The organism is Spinactinospora alkalitolerans, assembly GCF_013408795.1.
Taxonomy (GTDB): Bacteria; Actinomycetota; Actinomycetes; order Streptosporangiales; family Streptosporangiaceae; genus Spinactinospora; species Spinactinospora alkalitolerans.
In genome coordinates this window covers 2506956-2528694 of record NZ_JACCCC010000001.1, presented here as the reverse complement: position 1 = coordinate 2528694, position 21739 = coordinate 2506956, and the positions used below count along the sequence as shown (strand labels likewise).

20 protein-coding genes and 2 pseudogenes are annotated in these 21739 nt (G+C 71.7%); 9 read left to right on the top strand and 13 right to left on the bottom strand.

The genetic code is table 11. The features are described 5' to 3' along the window. Positions 1 to 10 precede the first annotated feature (10 nt). The 5 genes from HDA32_RS11140 to HDA32_RS11120 are packed head-to-tail and all read right to left on the bottom strand — an operon-like array spanning position 11 to position 5065. Positions 11 to 949, bottom strand: a complete 939-nt coding sequence (locus HDA32_RS11140) for a VOC family protein (RefSeq protein WP_179643122.1) — start codon at positions 947 to 949, stop codon at positions 11 to 13. A gap of 5 nt (positions 950 to 954) precedes the next feature. Further along, positions 955 to 1974, bottom strand: coding sequence for an amidohydrolase family protein (locus tag HDA32_RS11135; RefSeq protein WP_179643121.1), 1020 nt, complete (start codon positions 1972 to 1974; stop codon positions 955 to 957). Then, a complete protein-coding gene (locus HDA32_RS11130; protein WP_179643120.1) occupies positions 1971 to 3086 on the bottom strand; it encodes an FAD-dependent monooxygenase in 1116 nt (371 codons plus the stop codon). The genes HDA32_RS11135 and HDA32_RS11130 overlap by 4 nt, the downstream gene beginning before the upstream one ends. A 12-nt stretch (positions 3087 to 3098) precedes the next feature. Next, positions 3099 to 4076, bottom strand: coding sequence for a cyclase family protein (locus tag HDA32_RS11125; RefSeq protein WP_179643119.1), 978 nt, complete (start codon positions 4074 to 4076; stop codon positions 3099 to 3101). After that, complete coding sequence (locus HDA32_RS11120) at positions 4073 to 5065, bottom strand: fumarylacetoacetate hydrolase family protein (protein WP_312863132.1); 993 nt, start codon at positions 5063 to 5065, stop codon at positions 4073 to 4075. Before HDA32_RS11120 ends, HDA32_RS11125 begins: the two co-directional genes overlap by 4 nt. A 106-nt stretch (positions 5066 to 5171) precedes the next feature. On the opposite strand from HDA32_RS11120, the gene HDA32_RS11115 reads away from it, so the two are divergent. Further along, positions 5172 to 6101 carry a LysR family transcriptional regulator gene (locus tag HDA32_RS11115; RefSeq protein ID WP_179643117.1) on the top strand — a complete coding sequence of 310 codons (930 nt, stop codon included), beginning with the start codon at positions 5172 to 5174 and terminating at the stop codon, positions 6099 to 6101. Positions 6102 to 6166: 65 nt separating this feature from the next. On the opposite strand, the pseudogene HDA32_RS30570 reads toward HDA32_RS11115, so the two are convergent. The 5 genes and pseudogenes from HDA32_RS30570 to HDA32_RS11090 form a co-directional block, all read right to left on the bottom strand. Beyond that, a pseudogene (locus HDA32_RS30570) lies at positions 6167 to 6352 on the bottom strand (zinc-binding dehydrogenase); the annotation flags it as partial. Between the two features lie 13 nt (positions 6353 to 6365). Next, on the bottom strand, positions 6366 to 7556 hold the full coding sequence (locus HDA32_RS11105) for a cytochrome P450 (protein ID WP_179643116.1): 1191 nt from the start codon (positions 7554 to 7556) through the stop codon (positions 6366 to 6368). A gap of 38 nt (positions 7557 to 7594) precedes the next feature. Continuing rightward, the gene (locus HDA32_RS11100) at positions 7595 to 7999 is read right to left on the bottom strand and encodes a 2Fe-2S iron-sulfur cluster-binding protein (protein WP_246334297.1); all 405 of its coding nucleotides are present in this window, start codon (positions 7997 to 7999) and stop codon (positions 7595 to 7597) included. A 307-nt stretch (positions 8000 to 8306) separates the two neighbouring features. Then, positions 8307 to 8612 carry an IclR family transcriptional regulator domain-containing protein gene (locus HDA32_RS30565; RefSeq protein ID WP_246334296.1) on the bottom strand — a complete coding sequence of 102 codons (306 nt, stop codon included), beginning with the start codon at positions 8610 to 8612 and terminating at the stop codon, positions 8307 to 8309. A gap of 227 nt (positions 8613 to 8839) precedes the next feature. Continuing rightward, positions 8840 to 10090, bottom strand: coding sequence for an FUSC family protein (locus HDA32_RS11090; protein WP_312863131.1), 1251 nt, complete (start codon positions 10088 to 10090; stop codon positions 8840 to 8842). Positions 10091 to 10770: 680 nt separating this feature from the next. Here HDA32_RS11090 and HDA32_RS11085 point away from each other — a divergent pair. Next, positions 10771 to 10932: a hypothetical protein gene (locus HDA32_RS11085; protein WP_179643115.1), complete on the top strand. Its 162-nt coding sequence runs from the start codon at positions 10771 to 10773 to the stop codon at positions 10930 to 10932. A 132-nt stretch (positions 10933 to 11064) separates the two neighbouring features. On the opposite strand, the gene HDA32_RS30185 is transcribed toward HDA32_RS11085, so the two are convergent. Further along, positions 11065 to 11226 (bottom strand): hypothetical protein, encoded by a 162-nt coding sequence (locus HDA32_RS30185; protein ID WP_218882403.1) that lies wholly within the window; start codon positions 11224 to 11226, stop codon positions 11065 to 11067. Positions 11227 to 11230: 4 nt separating this feature from the next. On the opposite strand from HDA32_RS30185, the pseudogene HDA32_RS11075 reads away from it, so the two are divergent. From HDA32_RS11075 to HDA32_RS11065, 3 genes and pseudogenes are all read left to right on the top strand, one after another. Then, positions 11231 to 11551, top strand: a pseudogene (locus HDA32_RS11075) (helix-turn-helix transcriptional regulator); the annotation flags it as partial. Between the two features lie 288 nt (positions 11552 to 11839). Beyond that, positions 11840 to 12334, top strand: coding sequence for a YciE/YciF ferroxidase family protein (locus HDA32_RS11070; RefSeq protein WP_179643113.1), 495 nt, complete (start codon positions 11840 to 11842; stop codon positions 12332 to 12334). Between the two features lie 1391 nt (positions 12335 to 13725). After that, entirely contained in the window at positions 13726 to 13926 is a 201-nt protein-coding gene (locus HDA32_RS11065; RefSeq protein WP_179643112.1) for a Rho termination factor N-terminal domain-containing protein, read from the top strand. A gap of 165 nt (positions 13927 to 14091) precedes the next feature. Here the strand turns inward: HDA32_RS11065 and HDA32_RS11060 are convergent, their stop codons facing one another. After that, positions 14092 to 14937, bottom strand: a complete 846-nt coding sequence (locus HDA32_RS11060) for a SigB/SigF/SigG family RNA polymerase sigma factor (protein WP_179643111.1) — start codon at positions 14935 to 14937, stop codon at positions 14092 to 14094. A gap of 1029 nt (positions 14938 to 15966) precedes the next feature. Between HDA32_RS11060 and HDA32_RS11055 the strand changes: the two genes are divergently transcribed. Then, positions 15967 to 18093 carry a HelD family protein gene (locus HDA32_RS11055; RefSeq protein ID WP_179643110.1) on the top strand — a complete coding sequence of 709 codons (2127 nt, stop codon included), beginning with the start codon at positions 15967 to 15969 and terminating at the stop codon, positions 18091 to 18093. Positions 18094 to 18630: 537 nt separating this feature from the next. Continuing rightward, complete coding sequence (locus tag HDA32_RS11050; protein WP_179643109.1) at positions 18631 to 18861, top strand: DUF2795 domain-containing protein; 231 nt, start codon at positions 18631 to 18633, stop codon at positions 18859 to 18861. A gap of 215 nt (positions 18862 to 19076) precedes the next feature. On the opposite strand, the gene HDA32_RS11045 is transcribed toward HDA32_RS11050, so the two are convergent. Next, positions 19077 to 19448 carry a hypothetical protein gene (locus HDA32_RS11045; RefSeq protein ID WP_179643108.1) on the bottom strand — a complete coding sequence of 124 codons (372 nt, stop codon included), beginning with the start codon at positions 19446 to 19448 and terminating at the stop codon, positions 19077 to 19079. Positions 19449 to 19569: 121 nt separating this feature from the next. Here HDA32_RS11045 and HDA32_RS11040 point away from each other — a divergent pair, with 121 nt between their 5' ends. Beyond that, positions 19570 to 19974: a MerR family transcriptional regulator gene (locus HDA32_RS11040; protein ID WP_246334295.1), complete on the top strand. Its 405-nt coding sequence runs from the start codon at positions 19570 to 19572 to the stop codon at positions 19972 to 19974. Between the two features lie 23 nt (positions 19975 to 19997). After that, on the top strand, positions 19998 to 21626 hold the full coding sequence (locus HDA32_RS11035) for a peptide chain release factor 3 (RefSeq protein WP_179643107.1): 1629 nt from the start codon (positions 19998 to 20000) through the stop codon (positions 21624 to 21626). Positions 21627 to 21739: the final 113 nt, after the last annotated feature.

Here is a 21739-nt window from a genome sequence, read left to right as displayed (position 1 = left end):
TCTGTGTGCTCTAGACGGGCGGGGCGACGAAGACGCCGCGATCGGGGTCGTTGAAGGACTCCTTGGCCACGAACTCGTCCATGGGGTTGGCGGTGCCCCACTGGTCGGTGACCTCGGGCTGGGAGAAGTCGTAGACGTGGGGGTGCCAGGAGTCCTCGTCGAGCAGTTCGAGTTCGGTGGTGTACTCCAGGGTGTTGCCGTGCGGGTCCAGGAAGTAGGAGAAGGTGTTGTCGCCGGCCAGGTGGCGTCCCGGCCCCCAGATCTTGCGCACACCGCCGCGCAGCAGCCGCCCGGTGCCGCGCATGTACTCGTCGATGCCGCGCATCTCGAAGGAGATGTGGTGCAGCGAGGGGTGCGGGCCCTTGGCGATGGCCATGCTGTGGTGCTGCGGATTGCACCGCATGAAGTGCATGACCTCGCCCATATGCGGGGAGCTCAGCGTGTCCGACAGCGCGAAGTCCAGGTGGTGCTCGTACCAGCGGCGGGTGCGGTCGATGTCGGTGGAGTTGAGCACGACGTGCGAGAGGCGCACCGGGATCGCTTCGCGCTCCTCGACCCTGCGGTGGATGCGGGTCGCCACGCCGCTGGAGACCTCCACGGTGCGGCCGTCGACGTCGAAGAAGCGGAACCCGTAGCCGCCGCCGGGAGTGTCCACCGAGCCGGGTTCGCCGACGATCTCGACGCCCGCGGCCATGAGCCGGTCGGCGAGCGCGTCGACGTCGGCGGGGGTCTCGGCGCCGAAAGCGATCAGGTCGACGCGCTTCTCCTCGGCCCGGCGCAGCCGGACGATGTAGTTCTCCGGGGAGCCCTCGGCGGCCAGGAAGGACAGGCCGGTGTCGGTGGCGACCTCGCTCAGACCCCACATGTCGGTGAAGAAGGCGTGCTGCTTGTCGTAGTCGGGTACGGCCAGTGCCACGTGGCGCAGGTGGGTGATGAGGCGCTCAGACACGGTGATCACTTCCTTCGGGTTGCGGTGCGGGTGCCGATCGCGGGCAGGTCGAACAGGGCGGCGGCGTTGCCGCCGCTGATCGCTTCGACACAGGCGGCGTCCAGGCCGGCGCCGCGCAGTGCGGCCAGCGGGTCGTCGGTGCCCATGTCGAAGGGGTGGTCGGAGCCGAGCACGACCCGGTCGGCTCCGACGGCCTCGACCAGGTGGCGCAGCACGCGCGGGTCGTGGACCAGCGAGTCGAACCAGATGCGGTGCAGGTAGGAGCCGGGTTCGCGGGCGCAGCCGCGGGCGTCGGGCCGGACGCGCCAGCCGTGGTCGGCGCGGCCCAGGTGGGTGGGCAGGTAGCCGCCGCCGTGGGCGGCGACGACCTTGAGGTCCGGGTGGCGGTCGAGCACCCCGGAGAAGATCAGATGCGACAGTGCGACCGCGTTCTCCACCGGTTGGCCGACGATGTTGGACAGGTACCAGCGGTCCAGCCGCTCGCCGAGCGTGCAGCCGAAGGGGTGCACGAAGACCACCGCCCGCCGCTCGTCGGCGCGCGCCCACAGCGGCTCCAGGGCCGGATCCGAGAGTTCCCGGCCGGGCGCGTGGGAGGAGATCTCCACACCTTTGAGACCCGCGTCCAGTGCGTGGTCGAGTGCGGCCGATGCCAGGTCCGCGTGCTGCAGCGGCACCAGACCCAGCCCGTGCAGGCGGCTCGGCGCGTGCGCGCAGTGGGCGGCCACGCCCTCGTTGGCCGTCCGGTAGATCCGCTCGGCCTCCTCCGGCGGCGCCCAGTAGTGGTAGTGGGAGGGCGATGGGCTGACGATCTGCACGTCCACCCCGGCGGCGTCCATGTCGGCCAGCCGCACGACCGGGTCGGTCAGCCGGGCAAGGCGCTCGCCGATCATGCGCCCGGAGACCTCCTGCGCCCGCAGCCCGTTGCGGCGGGCCTCCAGCGCGCGGTGCTCGACCAGGCCGGGGTGGTCGGCCAGTGCCTCCTCGATACCGGGCAGCAGCACGTGGGCGTGCACATCGACGATCATGGAAGCTCCGTGACCAGGGCGGCGACGTGCCCCATCAGGCCGGGGACGTCGGCGTCGCGTGCGCCCTCCAGTTGCCACCGGGTGATCTGCAGCGAGCTGTCGACGACGGTGCGCACCCGCTCGAACCGGCGCTCCATGAACGCCTCCAGCACGTCGGGGCCGGCGCCGCCGCGCTCGATGAGCAATTGGGACAGCACCCAGGCGTCCTCCAGGCACATCGCCGCCCCCTGGGCGACGGTGGGCGGGCAGGCGTGCGCCGCGTCGCCGAGGAGTACCGTGTTTGCCCGGTACCAGGGCCGCGCCACCAGCAGCGACTCGAACCAGGTGTAGTTGATCCGGTCGGGGTCGGTGATGTCCTCGGCGATCTCCTTCCAGGCCCCGCCGTAGGGCGCGGCCAGCTCGCGCATCACCGCGGCCTTGTCCTCGGCGCGCACGTCCTCGAAGGGGCGGGCGTCCTCCACCAGGTAGGCATAGAGCGTGTCGGCGCCGGTGGGGCAGTAGCCGGCGATGTGGCAGGGGCCGCCGTAGGCCAGGTCGGTCCGGGTCACGCTGCCGGGGCGCCGGGCGTGGACCCGCCAGATGCCCATGCCCGCCGGCTGGGGGGTGTCGGCGATGCCGAGCATCGTGCGGACCCGGGAGCGGATTCCGTCGGCGCTGGCCACGAGGTCGTAGAAGTCGGCGGTGCCGTCGTCGAAGACCGCGTCGACGCCCGCGCCGGTGTCCTCCAGCGCTTGGACGGTGCGGCCCAGGCTGATGCGAGCGCCGGCGCGGCGCAGTTCGGCCAGCAGGACGGCCTGCAGGTCGGGCCGGTCCATGCCCAGGGTGGCGGGCAGGTCGTGTCCGCCGGTGCGGTGGTCCTGGCCCTCGAACAGCAGTGTGCCGTCGGGGGCGCGGATGCCCAGGGAGTCGAAGGCGTAGCCGGCGGCCGCCACCTGCTCCCACACGCCCAGCTCGCGCAGCACCCGCAGCGCGTTGCCCTGCAGGGTGATGCCTGAGCCCAGCGTGCTCCACTTGGGTTCGAGCTCGACGATGTCGACCTCGGCGCCCGCGCGCGCCAACAGGATGCCCAGGGCCGAACCGGTGATGCCGCAGCCGACGATCAGTACTTTCATGGCGGTGCCTCGCTACTTCAATGCGATGGGGTTGACGGGCGAGCCGACGGCTCCGGTGATCGGCAGCGGCGCCGCGACCAGTTGGAACGCGTAGCCGCCATGGGCGGCGCAGTCGGCGGCCAGGGCCTCCAGGTCCCACATCTCGCCTATGAGCAGCCCCATGTTGGGGATGGCCACCTGGTGCAGCGGCTGGAAGGCGTCGGGGAACTCGTTGGGGCGCACCTCGAAGCCCCAGGTGTCGGTGGCGATCGCGGCGATCTGGCTGCGGTGCAGCCATCCGGCGCTCCAGAACGACAGGCCCGGGGCCGGCCCTCCGGCGTAGTCGCCCCAGCCCTCGCGGCGCACGCGGGCGAGCTGTCCGGTGCGCACGCACACGATGTCGCCGCGGCCGACCTCGACCCCGTGCGCGGCGGCGGTGGTCTCCAGGTGCTCGGCGGTGACGGCGAAACCGTCGGGCAGTTCGCCGCCGTCGCCCACCACCCGGCCCACGTCCAGCAGGACTCCGCGCCCGGCCACCACCTCGGCGATGGTCTCGATCCCGGTGACCAGGTCCCCGTCCGAGGTGACCGCCTCGGCGGCGTCGCGCCCGTTCCACGCCTTGCCGTGGTCGAAGATGTGGCCCAGGCCGTCCCACTGGGTGGAGCACTGCAGCGGCATGGCGATGACGTCGTCGGCGCCGCCGATGCCGTGCGGGAAGCCCTGCTTGCCCAGTGCGGCGTCGGTGCCGGTGTCGAGCATGGTGTGCACGGGGTTGGTGCGGCGCCGCCAGCCCTTCTGCGGGCCGTTCATGTCGAAGCGCTGCGACAGCGAGAAGGACTCCCCGCGCACCACGAGCGCGGCGGCCCGCGCGCGCATGGCCGGTTCGAGGAAGTTGAGCGTGCCGCGCACGTCGTCGCCGCCCCAGCGGCCCCAGTTGGAGTAGGCGCGGGCGGCTTCGGCGACGGCCTCCTCCGCGGTGCGTGCGGCCGCGTGCTCTGCGGTGCCGCTCACCGCTCGGCCCTGCACACGGTGCGCTGGCTGCCCAGTCCGGTGATGGAGCCCTCCATCACATCGCCCTCGCGCAGGAACCGGCCGGTGGCCATGCCGTTGCCGGCGGGGCTGCCGGTCAGCACCAGGTCGCCGGGGGCCAGCCGGACGGTCTGGGATGCGGCGGCCACCAGGGCGGCGACGTCGAAGAGCATGTCCTTGGTGGTCTCGTCCTGCATGGTCTCGCCGTTGACCGCCAGCCGCACCCGCAGGTCCGTGGGATCGGCGACGCAGTGCGCCGGAACGAGGTAGGGCTCCAGCGGCAGGAAGCCGGGGGCGTTCTTGGCGCGCAGCCAGTCGGTGCCGATCTCAGGCATGTCGGCGCGGAACACCAGGTCGCGGGTAGTGATGTCGTTGGCGATGGTGTAGCCGGCGACGCAGTCGAGCGCCTGCTCGCGCGAGAGGCGGAAGGCGGGGCGGCCGATGACCGCGGCCAACTCCAGTTCCCAGTCGTGCTTGTCGCTGTAGCCGGGGAGCACCAGGTCGTCGTAGGGCCCGGCGACGGCTGAGGGGAGGCCGGTGAACAGGTAGGGGGCGCCCTCAGCGGCGCGGCGGTCCATCATCGCCCCGACCTCGGCGCGGGTCGCGGCCTCGTCCTCGGGTCCGGCGACGGCGCGGTGGGCGACGGCGAGGTCGATGACGTGGGTGCGGTAGTTGGCGCCCGACTGCAGCACCTGGCCGGGCCGCAGCGGCGCGCGCAGCGTGAACCCGCTGAGATCGGTCCAGGGCAGGCCGGTCTCAGCGGCCAGTCGGACGAGTCGGGACAGGTGCAGGTCCCAGGACTCCAGGATCCCGATGAGGGTGACGGACCCGTCGGACGGGTGGTCCAGGACGCCGGACTGCGACAGGTCCAAGACGTGCTCGCCGACCACCAGTGCGGGGAACTCGCGGTCGCCATCCGCGAGGGTGCCCAGCGCGAAGCGGTCGCCGGGCTGCGGGGATGTCTCCACCACGTTGCCTCCAAAAGTGACTGCCCTCACTCTGGCGCTCTGCCGACGATCACGGAAATAGATACCTTGTATGGGGGGCATTGGTGGGAGCGATGCAAGGAGCATGGCGATGCGGCTGGAGAGCCTCGACCTCAACCTGCTGACGGCGCTGCACGCGCTGCTGGAGGAACGCAACGTCACCCGGGCCGGGGAGCGGATCGGGCTGAGCCAGCCGGCCATGAGCGGATCGCTGGCCCGCCTGCGCCGCCACTTCGGCGACGAACTGCTGGTGCGGGTGGGCAACGGCTACGAACTGACGCCGCTGGGCGCGGCCCTGCGCGACCACGCGGCGCTGGCCGTCACCATGGTGCGGCGCGTCTTCACCGCCCAACCCGCCTTCGACCCCGCCGCCTCCGACCGCGAGTTCACCCTGGTCGCCTCCGACTACGCCATCGCGGTCCTCGGCGAGGAGCTGATGGCGCAGCTGAAACGCGCCGCGCCGAAGGTGCGGGTGCACTTCCGCCAGATCAGCATCGGCGCCGTCGACGACAGCGACACCACGCTCCGTGCGGTCGACGGCCTGGTCATGCCGCACGGCTTCATCGCCGACCAGCCCTCACTCGACCTCTACACCGACCGGTGGGTGTGCGTGGTCGCTTCGGGCAACAGCGGCGTGGGCGAGGAGCTGACAATGGCCGACCTGCGGCGGCTGCCCTGGGCGATGACCTTCCGCGGCGCGACCGCCTTCGCCTCGGCCGCACGCCAGTTGAGCATGCTCGGGGTCGAGCCGCGCGTGGAGGCGGTGGTCGACAACTTCCAGTCGCTGCCGTTCCTGATCGCCGGCACAGACCGGATCGCGCTGCTGCAGGAGCGGCTGGCGCGCCGGGTGGCCCGCATGGCGGATCTGCGCGTGCTGCCCTGCCCCTACGACGCGGTGCCGGTCCTGGAGGCGTTCTGGTACCACCCCACCCACCACAGCGATCCGGGGCACGCCTGGCTGCGCGGTGTGCTCGCCGAGGTGGGGAGGCGCGTGGAAGCGGCCGACCCGGCCGAGCGCTAGAACCGCCCACCGCCCCACTGGCGACGGCTGACGTCCGACACCCGGCGGTCTCCCACCTTCGCCATGACGGCGTCGGGGTTATGTGCGGCGCCGTGTCCACCCGTGAGTTCCCGTACAGCTTCGATCGGATCCGCGTGTGAGGCGTTCACGGTGTGCGCGGCGCCCGACTCCCGTCGTGCCTTGCCGAGCTTGCGGCCGTCGACGTCGACGGCGATGATCGCGGCGGCTCCCGCCAGCCGGGCACCGGCGACCCGGGGGCCGCTGTCAGCCGGTACGGACGCGCACCGGTAGCGAGGACCAGGCGCGCAGGGTGTTGTTGAGGTGCCGACGCGGTGTGCCGGCGAGCTCGATTCGCTCGACGCGTTCGGCCAAGGCGGTGAGCAGCGACTCCGCCTCCAGGCGCGCGATGTGCTGGCCCACGCACTGGTGGATGCCCATGCCGAAGCCCACGTGCCCCGATGGGTCGCGGGCGAGGTCGAAGGCATCGGGATCGTTCCAGTGGCGCGGGTCGCGGTTGGCCGCGCCCAGGAACATCAGGATCTTCTTGCCATCGGGGACGGTGGTCTCCGCGATCTCGACGTCGCCCGTCGCCGTACGGAAGAAGGTCTGCACCGGCGACTCCCAGCGCACGGCCTCGTCGAAGGCGACGCGGGCGAGTCGGGGGTCCTCGCGCAGGCGCCTCCACTGGTCGGGATGGGTGGCGAAGGCGTAGAGCACCGCGCCCAGAGCGTGCACGGTGGTGTCCACTCCGGCGGTGAGAAGGGAGCGGACGATGAGCGGTGCCTGCTCGGCGGTGATGTCGCCGCGGTCGGCCGCCTCCCAGATCGCGGCACCGAACCCGCCGGGCGCCAGCCGTTCACGGGCGCACTGGCCGCCGACCCACGCCGAGAGCTCCGCGACGTGCGGAGTGCCCTTGGCCACCAGTGCGTTCGACGGCCCGAAGGCGTTGAACGCGTGGTCTCCGTAGGGCAAAAGGTGCTGCCGCCCCTCGTGCTCCAGGCCGACCGCGTCGGGGAACACCCGCAGCGGGAAGACCTGGGCGAGGTCGGCGACGGCGTCGAACTCGGGGCTGCGCACGACCCGGTCCACGAGCTCGCGGGCGTCCTCCGCCCAGGCGCCGCGCAGCCTCCGAATCGCACGCGGTCCGAGGATCCTGCTCAGAACGGCCCGGGGCGCGTCGTGCCGGGGCGGGTCGGCCTCCAGCAGCAGGCTCGGCGCGCGCCACGGCTTCTCGTGCCGGAAGTTGGCCAGGCCCACACCGGCGGCGGGCTGGAAGGACTGCCAGTCGGTCAGCGCCGCGTGGACGTGCTCGTACCGGGCCAGCGCGTAGACGCCGTGGCGTTCGAGGTACACGGCGGCTCCGGCCTCGCGCAGTCGCGCCTGGAGGGCGAGCGGGCCCTCCAGCACCTCCGGGGCGAAGGGGTCGGCGTCCAGGGAAACCGTCGCGGGGGGCATGTCGGTCGCAGGCGTCGCGTGGTCCTTAGGTGAGGGAGTCACAGGTCGAGGACGAGGCGTTCGGAGCGCGCCCGGGAGACGCAGACGAACATGCAGTCCCCGGCGGCGCGGTCGTCCTCGTCGAGGATCGAGTCCCGGTGGTCGGGGACACCGCTGAGCACCGCGGTCTCACAGGTGCCGCACAGGCCCTGGCGGCACGACGACAGGACGTGGACGCCGGCCTCACCGAGCACCTGGAGCAGCGACCGGTCCGAGCCCACCGTGAGCGTCGTACCCGAGCGCCGCAGCTCCACGTCGAACCGGCGGCCACCCGTACCGGCCTCCTCTGCCGCGGCCACGACTCCGTCGGCCGCCTCGACCTTGCCGGTCACCCGGAGCGACGCCACCGCGGTCGGATCGGTACCGCCGTTCGAAGGGGATGTGGCGAACGTGTTCACCGCCATGAGAACTCCTCGTGACTCCGGGGGTGTGGTCCGAGCATCGGACGCACTCCGGCGGCGGAGCCATACTGCTTCCATTCAGCGGAAAGACGGTGATGTCCCGGATCGCACCGGCGGGGCATCCGGACATTCGGGAACGGCCCCATACGCCCCCACAACGAACCCGGAACGGCTGGTCACGACAGAGAACGCACGCCAGGTCCCGGCCCCGACCCCTCGGTCTCCCGCTTCCGCCTTCCTTGACCACCGGTCACCGGAAGACGGCTACACGGGCCGTGAGTCCCGCACCGACCGTGTGCCGGGAAGACGGTCACTCTCCGGCGACCGGCCGGGGCTCCCCGCCTCTCATCGGATCCGGAGCGCTGCTCAGCGCACGGCTCAGCGCCAGGCCGGCAAGCATGAGCGGTCGGCTGAACGCCCACGCGCCGTCGTCGTTGGGCACGACGAGCCCCATTGCGGCGATCACGCGGTCGTCCTGCCGAACCGGCACCGCGACGCCCGCCGCGTCGGGGTGGATGTGGCCTCGGCAGAAGGAGAAACCACGCTGCCGGACCTCCGCCAGTTCGATGCGCAGGGAACGCTCCTCGCTGATGGTGTGCGGCGTGTAGGACGCCAACGGACCAGGGATTCCAACGCCTCCAGGCCCTGCACGAGACGGCGGACGAGGTCGGGGCCATGCTGAAGAGCGCTCAGCACTCCGGTCCGGCCCGACACGGCGCACCGCTGGCTCGCCGAAACAGTATTCGTCGGCCTCGCACGTGTGGAGATCGAACCCTTGGTGCTGACGGCCGTTCCGTTGCCCCCATATCTCCCCATGCCGGACGGACTCCCGGCCCCCGGGTTCTACGGGGCTGGATCCGCCGTTTCGCGCTCCACGCACTGCTGGAGCACGTCGCAGGTGTACTGGAGCTCGTCCATCAGCCGGCTCGCATCCGCCAGCAGGATCCCGTAGGGGCGCGAGTGGTCGGTCAGCGGCAGCAAGCCCTGCTCGGCACCCTCGGTCAGCCGCCTGTGGCACTTCTGCGCCTCCCTGCTCTGTGCGCACAGCTCCCGGGCCTGCTCGGCCAGTCGACCTTCGTCGACCTCGCTCAGCAGCCGGGTGATCACCCCGACCGAGGCGAGGAAGTCGCCGAAACAGCGGAGGAACTCCCGGCCCTGAGGGCTCGAATCGCCGTCGTCCCACCGCTCCAGGCTGCGGGTCACCGAGGCCAGCTGGAAGGAGACCCGCTCCAGGGCATCGACCAGGGCCCCGTAACCGGAGAAGGAGGTGTCGCCCTGGTGCCGCCGCAGCAGGCGGCGCGGGTTGTAGTAGACGCTCTCCTTGGCGGTGCGCACCGCGGTGCGGGCCTGATGGACGATCGACTCCGTCTGCGCCGCCCGCTGCCGCCAATGGCCGGTGCGCTCCCCGTCCAGCTCGCCTTCGCGCAGCGCCGGGTACATGTCGCCCACCAGGTCGCACAGTGAATGGGCCAGCGTGCGCACCCCGTACTCGGCGCTGCGGTAGCGCATCGGCGGCAGGACGGCCAGGTTGACCAGCACCCCCACGCCGCATCCGATGAGGACCAGGACGATGATCTGGCCGAGCTGGGCGAAACGGTCGGCCGTGCCGGCGGCCGCGATGTAGGTGGAGAAGGCGAAGAAGGCCGCCGTCGCCACCTGGGAGCCCTGGGACCCCAGCGCAGACCATCGGCCGATCGCCAGCGCCGCCAACGCCACCAGCGCGAACGTGAGCAGGTCGGGGCCCGCGAGGAAGCCGAGTACGCCCTGCAGCGCCACGCCCGCGCTCACCGCACCGACGTAGCGCAGCGACTGGGCCACCGATTGGTAGACGGTGACCTGCATCATCAGAACGGCCGAGAACGGCGCGAACGCCGGCGACTGCGCCTTCATCAGGTGGTAGGAGATCGCCCAGGCGACACAGGCCGCCAGCGTGCTCTTGCCGATGAGCAGCAGGGTGTGGCGCTCATGGCCGTCCGATCCGGCCGCCCGCCGCAGCCACTGCCTCATCCGGTCCAACGTTCCCTGCGCCGCGGCTTCGCTCCGCTGCGGCGGCGCCGTCTCCTGCTCCATACCGGTCCCCACACCTGGATTCACGATCGTGCACTCTGGGTCGCTGCCCCCGAATACGCCGGGTATGGCGTGCGCTCGCCCACTTCGTGCATGGTCGACGAGCCGCACCACGACGCCGTCGCCGCTGTCGGCACGGCCCCTCGGCGACGCTCACCGTACCCACCCCGCGTCGTATCAGGTTCGGAACAGGGCACCCCGAGAAGTTCGCGGATCACCGGTGACGGCATGGGAGAGCGGAACGCCTCGACCCGATCCACCGGCCTGGGAGCGGACAGCATGTCGTCGATCAGTCCGTCGACGGCTTTTGCGCGGAAGAACGCCGAGGCACCGGGCCGGGTCGTCCGCACCTGCCCCTACCGCGTCCCGGTCGTGAGCCCTTCCAGATTTCCGCTCGCCTGCAGCCGGGGCTGTTCGGGCAGGCCCCACCCGATTACCGAGGTCTGCAGAAGTCGCGCCGGGTGGTCGGTGGCCGGGCGGCCGAGGTGCGCTGTACGGCCTTGTTCGCCGCCGGGCGACGGGCGGTCTCAGGCGGAAAAGCGGCAGCGAGGACGGCTGCGGGCGCACACGGTGGTTCTCTCGCTGATCTTGACCTTGGGTTTCAACCTCGCCCCCGGGATGGAGTGGGCGTACGGGCGGGCCCCTTCCGCCTCGACCCCAGGGGGTCGTGTAGGCCCACCCCGGGAGGGACGGCGTGCGGGTGGGCGATGAACGGCTTTCGCCTGGTCATGGGGATCGGCGCGGGTGCGGCGCTCACCGCATTGGCGATCGCGGCGTTCCTGCCCCGCCGACAACGGCGCGCCGCCCCCTCGCCGCCACGGACTCAGGCCGGGAACCTCGTACCGGTGGGCGGGCCGGAGAGCCGCTGACACGGCTGGGACGCGCGGGTGGAACCGGTCTTCACCGATCCGTTCCCGGACGGACCGGTGAGCGGTCGCCGTGATCCCTCCGTCGAAACGGTCGGAGGGGATCGCCTTTTTCCGGGGCCGGCCGGCAGAAGGTCAGCCGCGCCATGCGCCGTGTGCGGCGGCGCTCTCGGCGTAGTCGGAGAAGTCCCGGGGAGCCCGGCCGAGTACACGCCGTACGTCGTCGGTGAGCGCGGCTACGGCTTCGGCGGCCTGCGGACCGCCCAAGTCCGGTGCGACCACGTACATGGCCGCCACGTCCCGCAGCGTCGGCTCCCAGGTGGCGGGGCCGGCCTTGCGCCTACCGCACGCGAACCCCGCCCACCCGTGGACGGTGGCGGCGCCGACGGCCGAATCGGGCGTGTCCCGGGCGAGCCTGGCCCGGCGCTTCAGCGCCCTGGTCGGACAGCCGCCGATGGCCTACCTGCGGGAGTGGCGGCTCACCCTGGCCGCCGACCTGCTGTGCGAGCCCGGCGCGACGGTCGGTGCCGTAGCGGGCCGCGTCGGGTTCGCCAACGCCTTCACCCTGAGCACCGCGTTCAAACGGGAGCGCGGCATCAGCCCGCGCGAATACCGGACGGCCACCCCGGCCCACGGCACCAGTGTTCGCACACCGGGTGGAAGGGAGGCGCACGAACACGGAGAACATGACCGCGCACCGGCATCAAGGCCTCAGGCAGCGGACGAGAGTCCCTAGGGCGCCCGAACAGATTCTCCGCCGCCCCGCGTGACCGCACATGCTCCATGACCGCCACCGGCGGCAATACCGGTTTCAGGGGGAGCGCCGGGGCCGGAGGCCGCAGGAGGAGTAAGCGGGGTGCGCGCGGGTAGTCGGCCGCCTTCACCATGGTGAACGCTACGAGGAGGCATGATGAGGCTCGACAACCCGAAGGACCTGTTCGTCTACGAGCTTTCGGCGATGTATGACGGTGAGAACAGGATCGCGGAGATGCTGACCGAGGTGGCCGACCGGGTCGGGGACGAGACCCTGACGCAGATGCTGCGCACCCACCAGCAGGAGACCCGGCAGCAGGCCAAGAACCTGGAGCAGTGCTTCCAGCAGCTTGGGACCTCGCCGCAGCAGGTGACCTGCGGCCCGGTCGAGGCGATCCACAGGGAGTACCGGGAGTTCCTCGACCGGCAGCCCTCGGCGGACGTGTTGACGATGTTCGCCCTGGGCGGGGCGGCCAAGATCGAGCACTTCGAGATCGCCAGCTACCGCGGACTGGTGGGCAAGGCGATGCTCATGGGCGAGACGAAGTGCATCCAACTGCTGGAGACCAACCTGCTGCAGGAGGAGGAGACCGCCGGCAAGCTGGAGCGGTTCGCCAACGAACTGGGCCAGCGCATGCTCGCGACCGCCTGACCGCCACCGGCGCGAGGGGGGCGGCGCCGTGCGGCGCCGTCCCCCTCCCCCGTCCCCGATGTGGCCGACTACGGCGGCGTCGAGGAGTTGGCGTCGCGGGCGTCCGCCGATGCCGGCGCTGAGCCGTCCCCGCTCCGGGCCGCCGGCTGCGCCGGAGGCATTTCCGGGCCACACGACCGGGCCGTGCACCGGACCGCGGCGCAACCGGGTGAATTGCCGTGCATGGACCTGCATTGATGCGTGCCCGTGGCGCTGCCTCCCAATAGTGGTGCGGCCGGATTCCAGAATGGGCGGTATCGACATCGGAACACTTCTCTGCACATCTCTCTACCCCCATGTCCATTTCCTCGGCGATCCGCAGCCGAAAAGATCGGTGTTGGGACGGTTGAGAAGTAGATCCACGGGCAGTGGACGCCAGGCACGAGGAATACATCCCTCTGTGCTCCGGCGGCTCGGTGAATCATCGAGTGCCGAAGACCTTCCAGGCGCAGCGGCAGCGCCATTGGCGTCCATCGTCCTGCGCCGCTTTCCGGTATCCGCCTTATGAGGGGGGGAAGGCGACCGGGAGCCGGGAGTCCGCTCGGACTCCGCTGGTGGGCTTTTCGCCGATTCGAGCCCTTACCAGGATGTGGAAGGTCGGCCGGGGCGGTCCCGTCCTCCGGCTGCGAGGGACCGCCCCGGCCTCGTAGTGCCCCTCTTTTGTCGCACAGCGGCAATGAGACCGTTCAAAACGCGAGTCAGGTTCTGATCATGCTGGACCCCATACCGCAGCACCCTTACCCGCCCGGCACACGCGTCCATGAAGCCAGCGAAGACGATGCGGTCGCGTTCATCCAGGGAACCGCCGCCATCGTCAGCTCCCGGCCGCAACCCGACGGCACATACATCTACCTGGTGCGCCCGGATCTCGGCGAGGCATCGCTCTCCTGGCCGTCCTACTTCACCATTCCGGCCAGAACCTGGGCGACGCCGCTGGACGCCGATCCGCTCCGTGGTCCGCGAGAGGCCCCCTCTGAGACCGATCCCGCACCGAGGAGGCGCACCGTTCGGCCGGACCCACCTGCTTCCAGGGATGAATCCCGCCGTCTTCGTGGAAGCGAGGCGGCGAACGAGGGCACTGAGCCGGCCCCGTCCCAGTAGTCGGCCGCGGGCGTGGTGCTCGCCGGTCCCACCGCCGCATGCCGCCGGCCGTCGCCGTCCGAGCCGTTCTCGGCAAGGAGTCGATCGCAGGCTTTTTGTCTGGTTATTTGCTGCCCTCCGGAAGTAATCGCCATCCTCGGGGATAGCCGAGTCTGTGGGGCGCCGTCCGGCGTCTTGTGGTGATGCGCCGGTGAGACCGGCGCGTCGGAGCGTTTCCCGAACACCACGATGAGCAATGACGAGGAGGAACCATGGCCCAGGGGCAGAACAGCGACAATCCGCGTGCCGAGCACGGTGACCGCCGACTCGAGGAGAAGCGCGAGAAGTACGGCGACCTCGCGAATCTGACCGTGGAGGAGCTGCAGCAGCGCGCCGAGGAGCGAGGGATCGAGAACCGGTCGGAGATGCGCAAGGAGGAGCTGCTCGAGGCGCTGTCGCGCGGCAACAGGTAACACCCCGGAGAAGGTGCGCGGGCCTGCCGCAAGCCGGGCGGGCCCGCGCGTTCTGCGCCGCTGGACGCCCGCCTGACCTCGGGTTTCGATGATGCCGTTGCCATCGCCGGCCCGTGTGCGGTCGTCGGCCGTGCCCGTGTGCCGTACGCCGGCCGCGAGGACGCCTCAGCTCTCGGCCATGAGGCTGGCGTGCAGCTGATCGAGTGTCTGGGCGAGCAGGCGGGAGACGTGCATCTGGGATATTCCCAATGCTTCGGCGATCTCGGCCTGGGTCTTGTTGCCGAAGAACCGCAGCAGGACGATGCGCCGCCTCCGGGCGGGGAGTTCGGCCAGCGCGGCCTGCAGCGCTTCGCGGTCCACGACGCTTTCCAACGCGTGGTCGGCTTGTCCGAGCGTGTCGCCGAGGGAGGTGTCCTCCTCCTGGCGGTCGCCGTAGGGCGCGTCCAGTGACAGTGCGCTGTAGGCGGTGGCGGCGTCGATCAACTCGACCGCGGCGTCTGTGTCCATCCCCAGCGCCTCGGCGGTCTCGGCCGTTGTGGGGGCGCGGCCGCGGCTCTGGGTGAACTCGATGGTGAAGCGGTTGAGTTCGGTGCGTTTCTCCTGGTGCTTGCGCGGCACGCGGACGGCCCAGGTGGCGTCGCGGAAGTGCCGCTTGAGCTCACCGGTGACCATGGGCAGCAGGTAGGAGACGAACGGCCTGCCGTAGCCTGGATCGAATCCCTTGATCGCCTTCATCACCCCGAGCATGGCGACCTGGTAGAGGTCGTCGAAGGGTTCGCCGCGGCTGCGGTAGCGCCGCGCCTCCCTGTGCGCCAGCGGCATGTAGATCTCGGCGAGCGTAGAACGGATGCGGGCCGCGTCCGGGGCATCGGCCGGCATCTCGGCCAGCGCGGCCAGCAGGTTTTCGGGGCTGGTGCGCGGCCGCGGAACCGGCGGTGCGGTATCGGCGCCGCTGCTGGGAGCGGACGAAGCGCGGGATCGTGGAGCGGTGTGCGTGTCCAAGGTGAGCATGGCAAGGCCCCCGTTTCGCCGAGCCGGTCAATCCGTGTGGGAGAGCGGTGGTGCCCCAACCGCTACTCGACCGGTTGCGGCCGTGCCGGACAGGGCACGGCCGACCGGAGTTTTCAGGCCGCGCTTTCGGACCTGTTCAAGCCCTGCCCTGGCCGCAAAGACACAAACACCTCGCTTTCAAGGCCACATTGCCATGGCCGAATGGATGGCGGTGAGGTGCGACGGGAGCCGATGGGGACGGCGGGTCCGTCAATGGCACCGTCCGCAGACCGCTGGACAGGACCGGACCCGCTCGCTTCACGCGACCGCTCTTACCTCGATGAAGCGGGTCCAGCGGAAAAGAGGCCTCCGTCCGCACGCATTCCCGGCCTCGGTCCCGATCCCGTTCGTGGCCGTTCACAAGAAGCCGCTCGGATTTACCGCATTTGTGAATGCGCTGGCCAAGACGCTGGCGGATCGTTCTTCCGGGTGCCGGATCCCGTGCACCGGCTCCGCTACTCGCCCTACCCGGACATCCACCATCCCGGTGACCACCGGGGAATCCGAGGAGGAGCCCGTCGTCAACGAGGTCGTCTCCCAGGTGGAGACGGCGGCGACCGCCGGCACTCCTGGGAACCGCGGGTCTACCCCTTCTACCGCGACGGCGCCTTCATCGTCGGACGGTTCGAGGCCACCCGCGGACTCGCCGCCCGGACCCCCGCCTTGCGGACCCACCATGCCGGCGCCTCCCCGGAGACCCAGGTGCGGCTGGTCGCCGAGTTGGAGGCCAAACTCGGCGTGGACGGCCGGAAGGACGTCGCAGGGCGCGCCCCTGGCCCCGGCGGAAGCACGCCAGAACCTCTCCTAACGTGAAGGTAGGGTTGCCGGTGGCAGCAGACGATCTGCCACGGAGACGACGCGGCCCTGCGAGGCGCGCATCCCGCGAACGCGACCACCGTGCTCCGGTCCCTCGCACCGACCGACCGGATCCGCGCCCGCCGTCTCCCCTCGTAATCCGTTGTCCCGCCGAGAACCGAGGCAGCCCTCACCATGCCCGAACGCGCGCCCGATCCCGCCGTCGACCCCGAGATCCGCTCCGAACGCGCCTTCCTCGCCGACGCCCGAGCCGCCTTGGGGCGCATGCACGAGGACGTCGTCACCACCGAGACCGTGCAGGACAGCTCCGAGGACGCCGACTACACGTTCACCAACCGACTGCTGGCCTCCGACCGGCAGCGGCGCGCCGAAGCCCTCGTCGACCTGCCCGACGTGCCGCTGTTCTTCGGACGGCTGGACTACCCGCCCGGCGCCGTCTACGAGGCCGATCCCGCCGACCCGCCGTCGGCGACCCGCGCGCCCGAGGCCGACCGGGTCTACATCGGGCGGCGCCACGTGCACGACGCCGACGCCACGCCCCTGATCGTGGACTGGCGGGCGCGGATCTCCGCCGCGTTCTACCGGGCCGGCCGCGACGACCCGCAGGGGGTGCTGCTGCGGCGCCGCTACGGCTTCTCCGACACCGCCGAGCTCACCGCCTACGAGGACGAGCCGCTGTCGGCTCCCGGCGGCCCCGCCGCGGAGTCCGGGTCGGCCGACACGCTGCTGGCCGCCGAGATCGAGCGCCCCCGCACCGGCCCGATGCGCGACATCGTCGCCACCATCCAGCCCGAGCAGGACCACCTGGTCCGGGCACCGCTGCGCCCCACCCTGTGCGTGCAGGGCGCCCCGGGCACCGGCAAGACCGCCGTGGGCCTGCACCGCATCGCCTACCTGCTCTACACCGAGCGCGACCGGCTCCGCCAGGACGGCGGCGTGGCCATCGTCGGGCCGAACCGCTCCTTCCTGTCCTACATCCGCAACGTGCTGCCCGCACTCGGCGAGGTCGGCGTCCGCCAGGCCACCGTCGAGGAGCTGATCGACCGGGTGCCCGTGCGCCGCGACGAGGAACCGCACGCCGCGCGGGTCAAGGGCGACGCCCGCATGGCCGAGGTCATCCGGCGCGCCCTGTGGGCGCAGCCGCGGCCGCTGGAGGAGACCCTGGTCGTGGAGCGCGGCTCGCGCAAGTGGCGGCTCCACCCGGAAGAGCTGGCCGAGGTGCTCACCGAGCTGCGCGGCCGCGGCATCGGCTACGGCGCGGGCCCCAACCTGCTCGTCCAGCGCATCGCGCACCTGGTGATGCGCCAGATCGAGAACGCGGGCGAGCCGTGCGACTCCGGCACGCTCACCGAGTTGCGCCGCAACCGGGCGATCAGCGCCGCGGTGCGGCGGATGTGGCCCAAGGCCGACCCGGTCCGGCTGCTGCTCGCCCTGCTCACCGACCGCGACCGGCTGGCCCGCGCCGCCGACGGCGTCCTCACCGCCGAGGAGCAGGAGGCGGTCCTGCTGCCCGGTCGGCCGCGCGGGCCGAAGTCGGCGAAGTGGTCCACCGCGGACCTGGCGCTGATCGACGAGGCCGCGGCCCTGATCGAGCGGCCGGCGACGATGGGCCACATCGTCGTCGACGAGGCCCAGGACCTCAGCCCGATGCAGTGCCGCGCGATCGGCCGGCGCTGCACCAGGGGCTCGCTCACCGTGCTCGGCGACATCGCCCAGGGCACCGGGCCGTGGGCGGTCGGCGACTGGTCGTCGCTGCTGGAGCACCTCGGCCAGCCCGACGCCCACGTGGCGGTGCTCGAGCGCGGGTTCCGGGTCCCGGCCCAGATCATCGACTACGCCGCGCGGCTGCTGCCCCAGATCGCCCCTGGCCTGGGCGCGCCCACCGGGGTGCGCCGCGCACCGGGAGCGCTGCGGGTCACCGAGGCGGCGCGGGACGACCGGCTCGGCGCCCTCGCGCTGGCCTGCCGGGAGGCGCTCAAGGGCGACGGCTCGGTCGGCCTCGTCGCCGCCGACGCCGACGCCGCCGCGATCCACGAGCGCCTGCTCGCCGAGGGCCTGGAGGCCGGGCTGCTCGGCGGGGCCGAGGACGCGCTGGAGGCCACCCGCCTGGTGTGCGTCCCGGCCGCCCTCGCCAAGGGCCTGGAGTTCGACTCGGTCATCGTCGCCGAACCGGCCCGGATCGCCGCGGCCGAGCCGCGCGGGCTGCACCGCCTCTACGTCGCCCTCACCCGCGCGGTCAGCGGCCTGCACATCGTGCACACCGACCCGCTCCCCCAGGCCCTGCGCGACGCCCGCGGTTGAGGGGTCCGGCACGGGCTTCCGGCCGGGCGACGGCGACCACCGCGGTCGCGTCGTGCGCAGTGCCCGGTTCAGCGCTGCCGCGGCGGTCTCGACCTCGGTCAGGGGCGTCTCGGGCGAGCCGCCGCAGGAAGGGGGGCGGTATCCGTCGGCGCAGTCGAGCAGTGTGCTCTCGTCGCGGGGATGGCGGTCGGCCAACGGAACCCCTTCGGTCGGGGTCCATGGCCTGGACGGCCGTGGCTCCCGTCGGCTCCCCACCCCGAGTGAAGTCTACTCTTACGAGAGAGTAGAGTTATGGACGACGGAGGACCGGCCGCCGCTTCCGATGCGTACTCGCCGGTCCTCCTCCCATCGCGGTGGTTCGGGTGCGTTCCCCAGCATTCAGGCGCCCGTACCACTGCGGTGGTCCACGGCGGACGGTCGGCGTGGAGGCGGGGAGCCCGAAGCTCCCCGCGACGGACGTCCCTGCTCTCTTCGCCAGGCGATAGGGGATCCGGGGCTTTCCAGGGTCCGTTGCCGCAGAAAGGAGAAGGAGTGGGAATGGTCGTCACACGACGGGAGATCGCCGAGCATCTGGAGGGCGCGTTCGGTTCCGGCCCCCTGAAACGGGGGCAGGTGATCAGCGCGGCGGAGTCGCAGGGAGCCCGCAGCGATGTGCTGAGCGTCCTCGGCCGGCTGCCCGATGGCTTCTACCCCCATCTGCGGAGTCTGTGGGATCACCTCCCCGAGGTCCCGCGCGATGCCCAGCCGCACGTCCGGCGGGATTCTTGAGACCGCGGCCCTCGCCGATGCGCGGCGCCTCGCCGCTCTGCCGGAGCTCCCGCCGGCCGCGGTGAAGCGCTGAGCCGGGTCCGCGCCGGCCGATCACGCCTTTTTCGGCTTTTACGGGCGGCGGACGTGCGGAGATCCGCGCGTCCCGCCGCCCGTTGCGTTCGCCCGCGGCTCCTGCCCCGCTGCGGTGGCCGGTCGGGGCCGGGACGGGCGTGTCACCGGGGCAGGATGAGGGTGTCGGCGGCGTCGTCGCCGCCGTCCCGGCGCTTGCGGGCGGCTGCGGAGTGGTACTGGCCGGGGACGGGTTTCTGCTGGTTGGCGCGGGCCAGCATGGCGGCGTCGCAGCCGGCGCACAGCGGGATGTAGTGCAGGCCGACGATGGAGAGCTGGGTACCGCGGGAGTACTGGGTCAGAGCCTGGGGGCGCATGTGGATGTCGTCGCCGCCGCACGTGGCGCAGGTGTAGGGGGTGTCGCGCGCCCATTGGGCCTCGCACGCGCCGCAGCGGATCACGATGCCCGCATCGGTGCGCTCGCCACTGAGGTCCTCGGTCTCACCGCAGGCGGGGCAGGTCATCTGACGTGGCATGGGCGGACTCCTCGCTGATCGATGCCGAGTGCGTCGCTGTGGCGAGGCCCGCCACGGTCGGCAACGGATATCCGGTACTCATCTTTCACGTTAGGGTAGATTGTTCTGAGGAGGTGCGTCGATGGGCGCGGAGCACATGCAGATCGGTGAGGTGGCCGAACGCACGGACCTGTCGCTGCGGACGATCCGCTACTACGGTGAAGTGGGCCTGGTGAAGCCGTCGGCGCGCTCCAAGGGCGGATTCCGGCTCTACACCGGCTCCGATGTGGAGCGGCTGCTGCTGATCAAGCGGATGAAGCCGCTGGACTTCAGCCTGGAGGAGACCCGCGACCTGCTCGACGTCCTCGACCGGCTGGAGGCCGGCGACGTCACCGAGCAGGAACGCACCGCACTGATGACCCGGCTCGACATGTTCGAAGAGGCCACCGCGGCGCGCTGCGCGGCACTGCGCCGGCAACTGGACATGGCCCGGGAGTTCGAGAACCGGCTCCGGGCGCAGCGCGGCAGGCACGAGGTCCGCGCCTGAAGTGAAGGGAACGGGACGCGACGGTGACTGCGGCAGAGACGGCGGCGAACGGAGCACCGGCCGCCGAGGTGACGGCCGAGGCGGCTCGTCGGCGTACGTTTGCGGTGATCTCGCATCCGGATGCGGGCAAGTCGACGTTGACCGAGGCGTTGGCGCTGCATGCGGCGGCCATCGCCTCGGCCGGGGCGGTGCACGGCAAGGGCGAGCGGCGCGGGGTGGTCTCGGACTGGATGGAGATGGAGCGCGCCCGCGGGATCTCCATCACCTCGGCGGCGCTGCGCATCGACTACGACGGCCACGTGCTGAACCTGCTGGACACCCCCGGCCACGCCGACTTCTCCGAGGACACCTACCGGGTGCTGGCCGCGGTGGACTGCGCGATCATGCTGCTGGACTCGGCCAAGGGCCTGGAGCCCCAGACCCTGAAGCTGTTCGAGGTGTGCCGGGCCCGGCGGGTCCCGGTGATCACCTTCGTCAACAAGTGGGACCGGCCCGGCCGCGAGCCGCTGGAGCTGCTCGATGAGATCGAGCAGCGCATCGGGCTGCGCCCCACCCCGCTGAACTGGCCGGTGGGCATCGCCGGGGACTTCCGCGGCCTGATCGAGCGGCCCGGCGGAGCCTACACCAAGCTGGAGCGCACCCCCGGCGGCGCCACCCGGGCCCGCGAGGAGACGCTGAACGCGCAGCAGGCCGCCCGGGCCGAGGGCCCGGCCTGGGCCCAGGCCGGCGAGGAACTCGAGCTGCTGGCCGAGATCGGCGCCGACTACGACCAGGCCTCCTTCCTGGCCGGGGCCTCCTCGCCGGTGCTGTTCGGCGCCGCGCTGCCCAACTTCGGCGTCGCCGCGCTGCTGCGCACCCTGATCGCCCTGGCCCCGGCCCCCTCGGCCCAGCCTGATGCCGGCGGCCGGCCGCGCCCGGTCCAGGCGCCGTTTTCGGGCCTGGTGTTCAAGATGCAGGCCAACATGGACAAGGCCCACCGCGACCGGATGGCGTTTGTGCGGGTGTGCTCGGGCCGCTTCGAGCGCGGCATGGTGCTCACCCACGCCGCCACCGGCCGCCCGTTCGCCACCAAGTACTCCCAGGCCGTGTTCGGCTCCCAGCGCCACACCATCGACACCGCCTACCCCGGCGACGTGATCGCCCTGGTCAACGCCGCCGCCCTGCGGGTCGGCGACACCCTCTACGCCGGGCCCAAGGTCGAGTTCGCGCCGATCCCCAGCTTCGCCCCCGAGCACTTCGCGGTGGCCCGCGCCACCGACGCCGGCCGCCACAAGCAGTTCCGCCGCGGCATCGACCAGCTCGACACCGAGGGCGTGATCCAGGTGCTGTCCTCTGAGGTGCGCGGCGACCAGGCCCCGGTGCTGGCCGCGGTGGGCCCGCTGCAGTTCGACGTGGTCGCCCACCGGATGGCCCACGAGTTCCGCGCCCCGATCGAGCTGGCCCACCTGGACTACAGCATCGCCCGCCGCACCGACGCCGCCTCCGCGCCCGCCCTGCACGCCCTGCCCGGCGCCGAGGTCCTGACCCGCCGCTCCGACCACGCACTCCTGGCACTCATCCACAACAAGTGGCGGCTGCGCGTGATCCAACGCGACAACCCCGACCTGACCACCGCCCCCCTCCTCGCCGGCGGCCTCGAAACCCAGGACTAGACCCACCCACCGCACCGAAAGCCCCGGCCCGACGGCCCCCGCAGGCCGACCAATGCCCCCGGCCGGTCCGGAGCACGCCCCGTGATGAAACGTTTTAGGAGTCATCCTGTCAT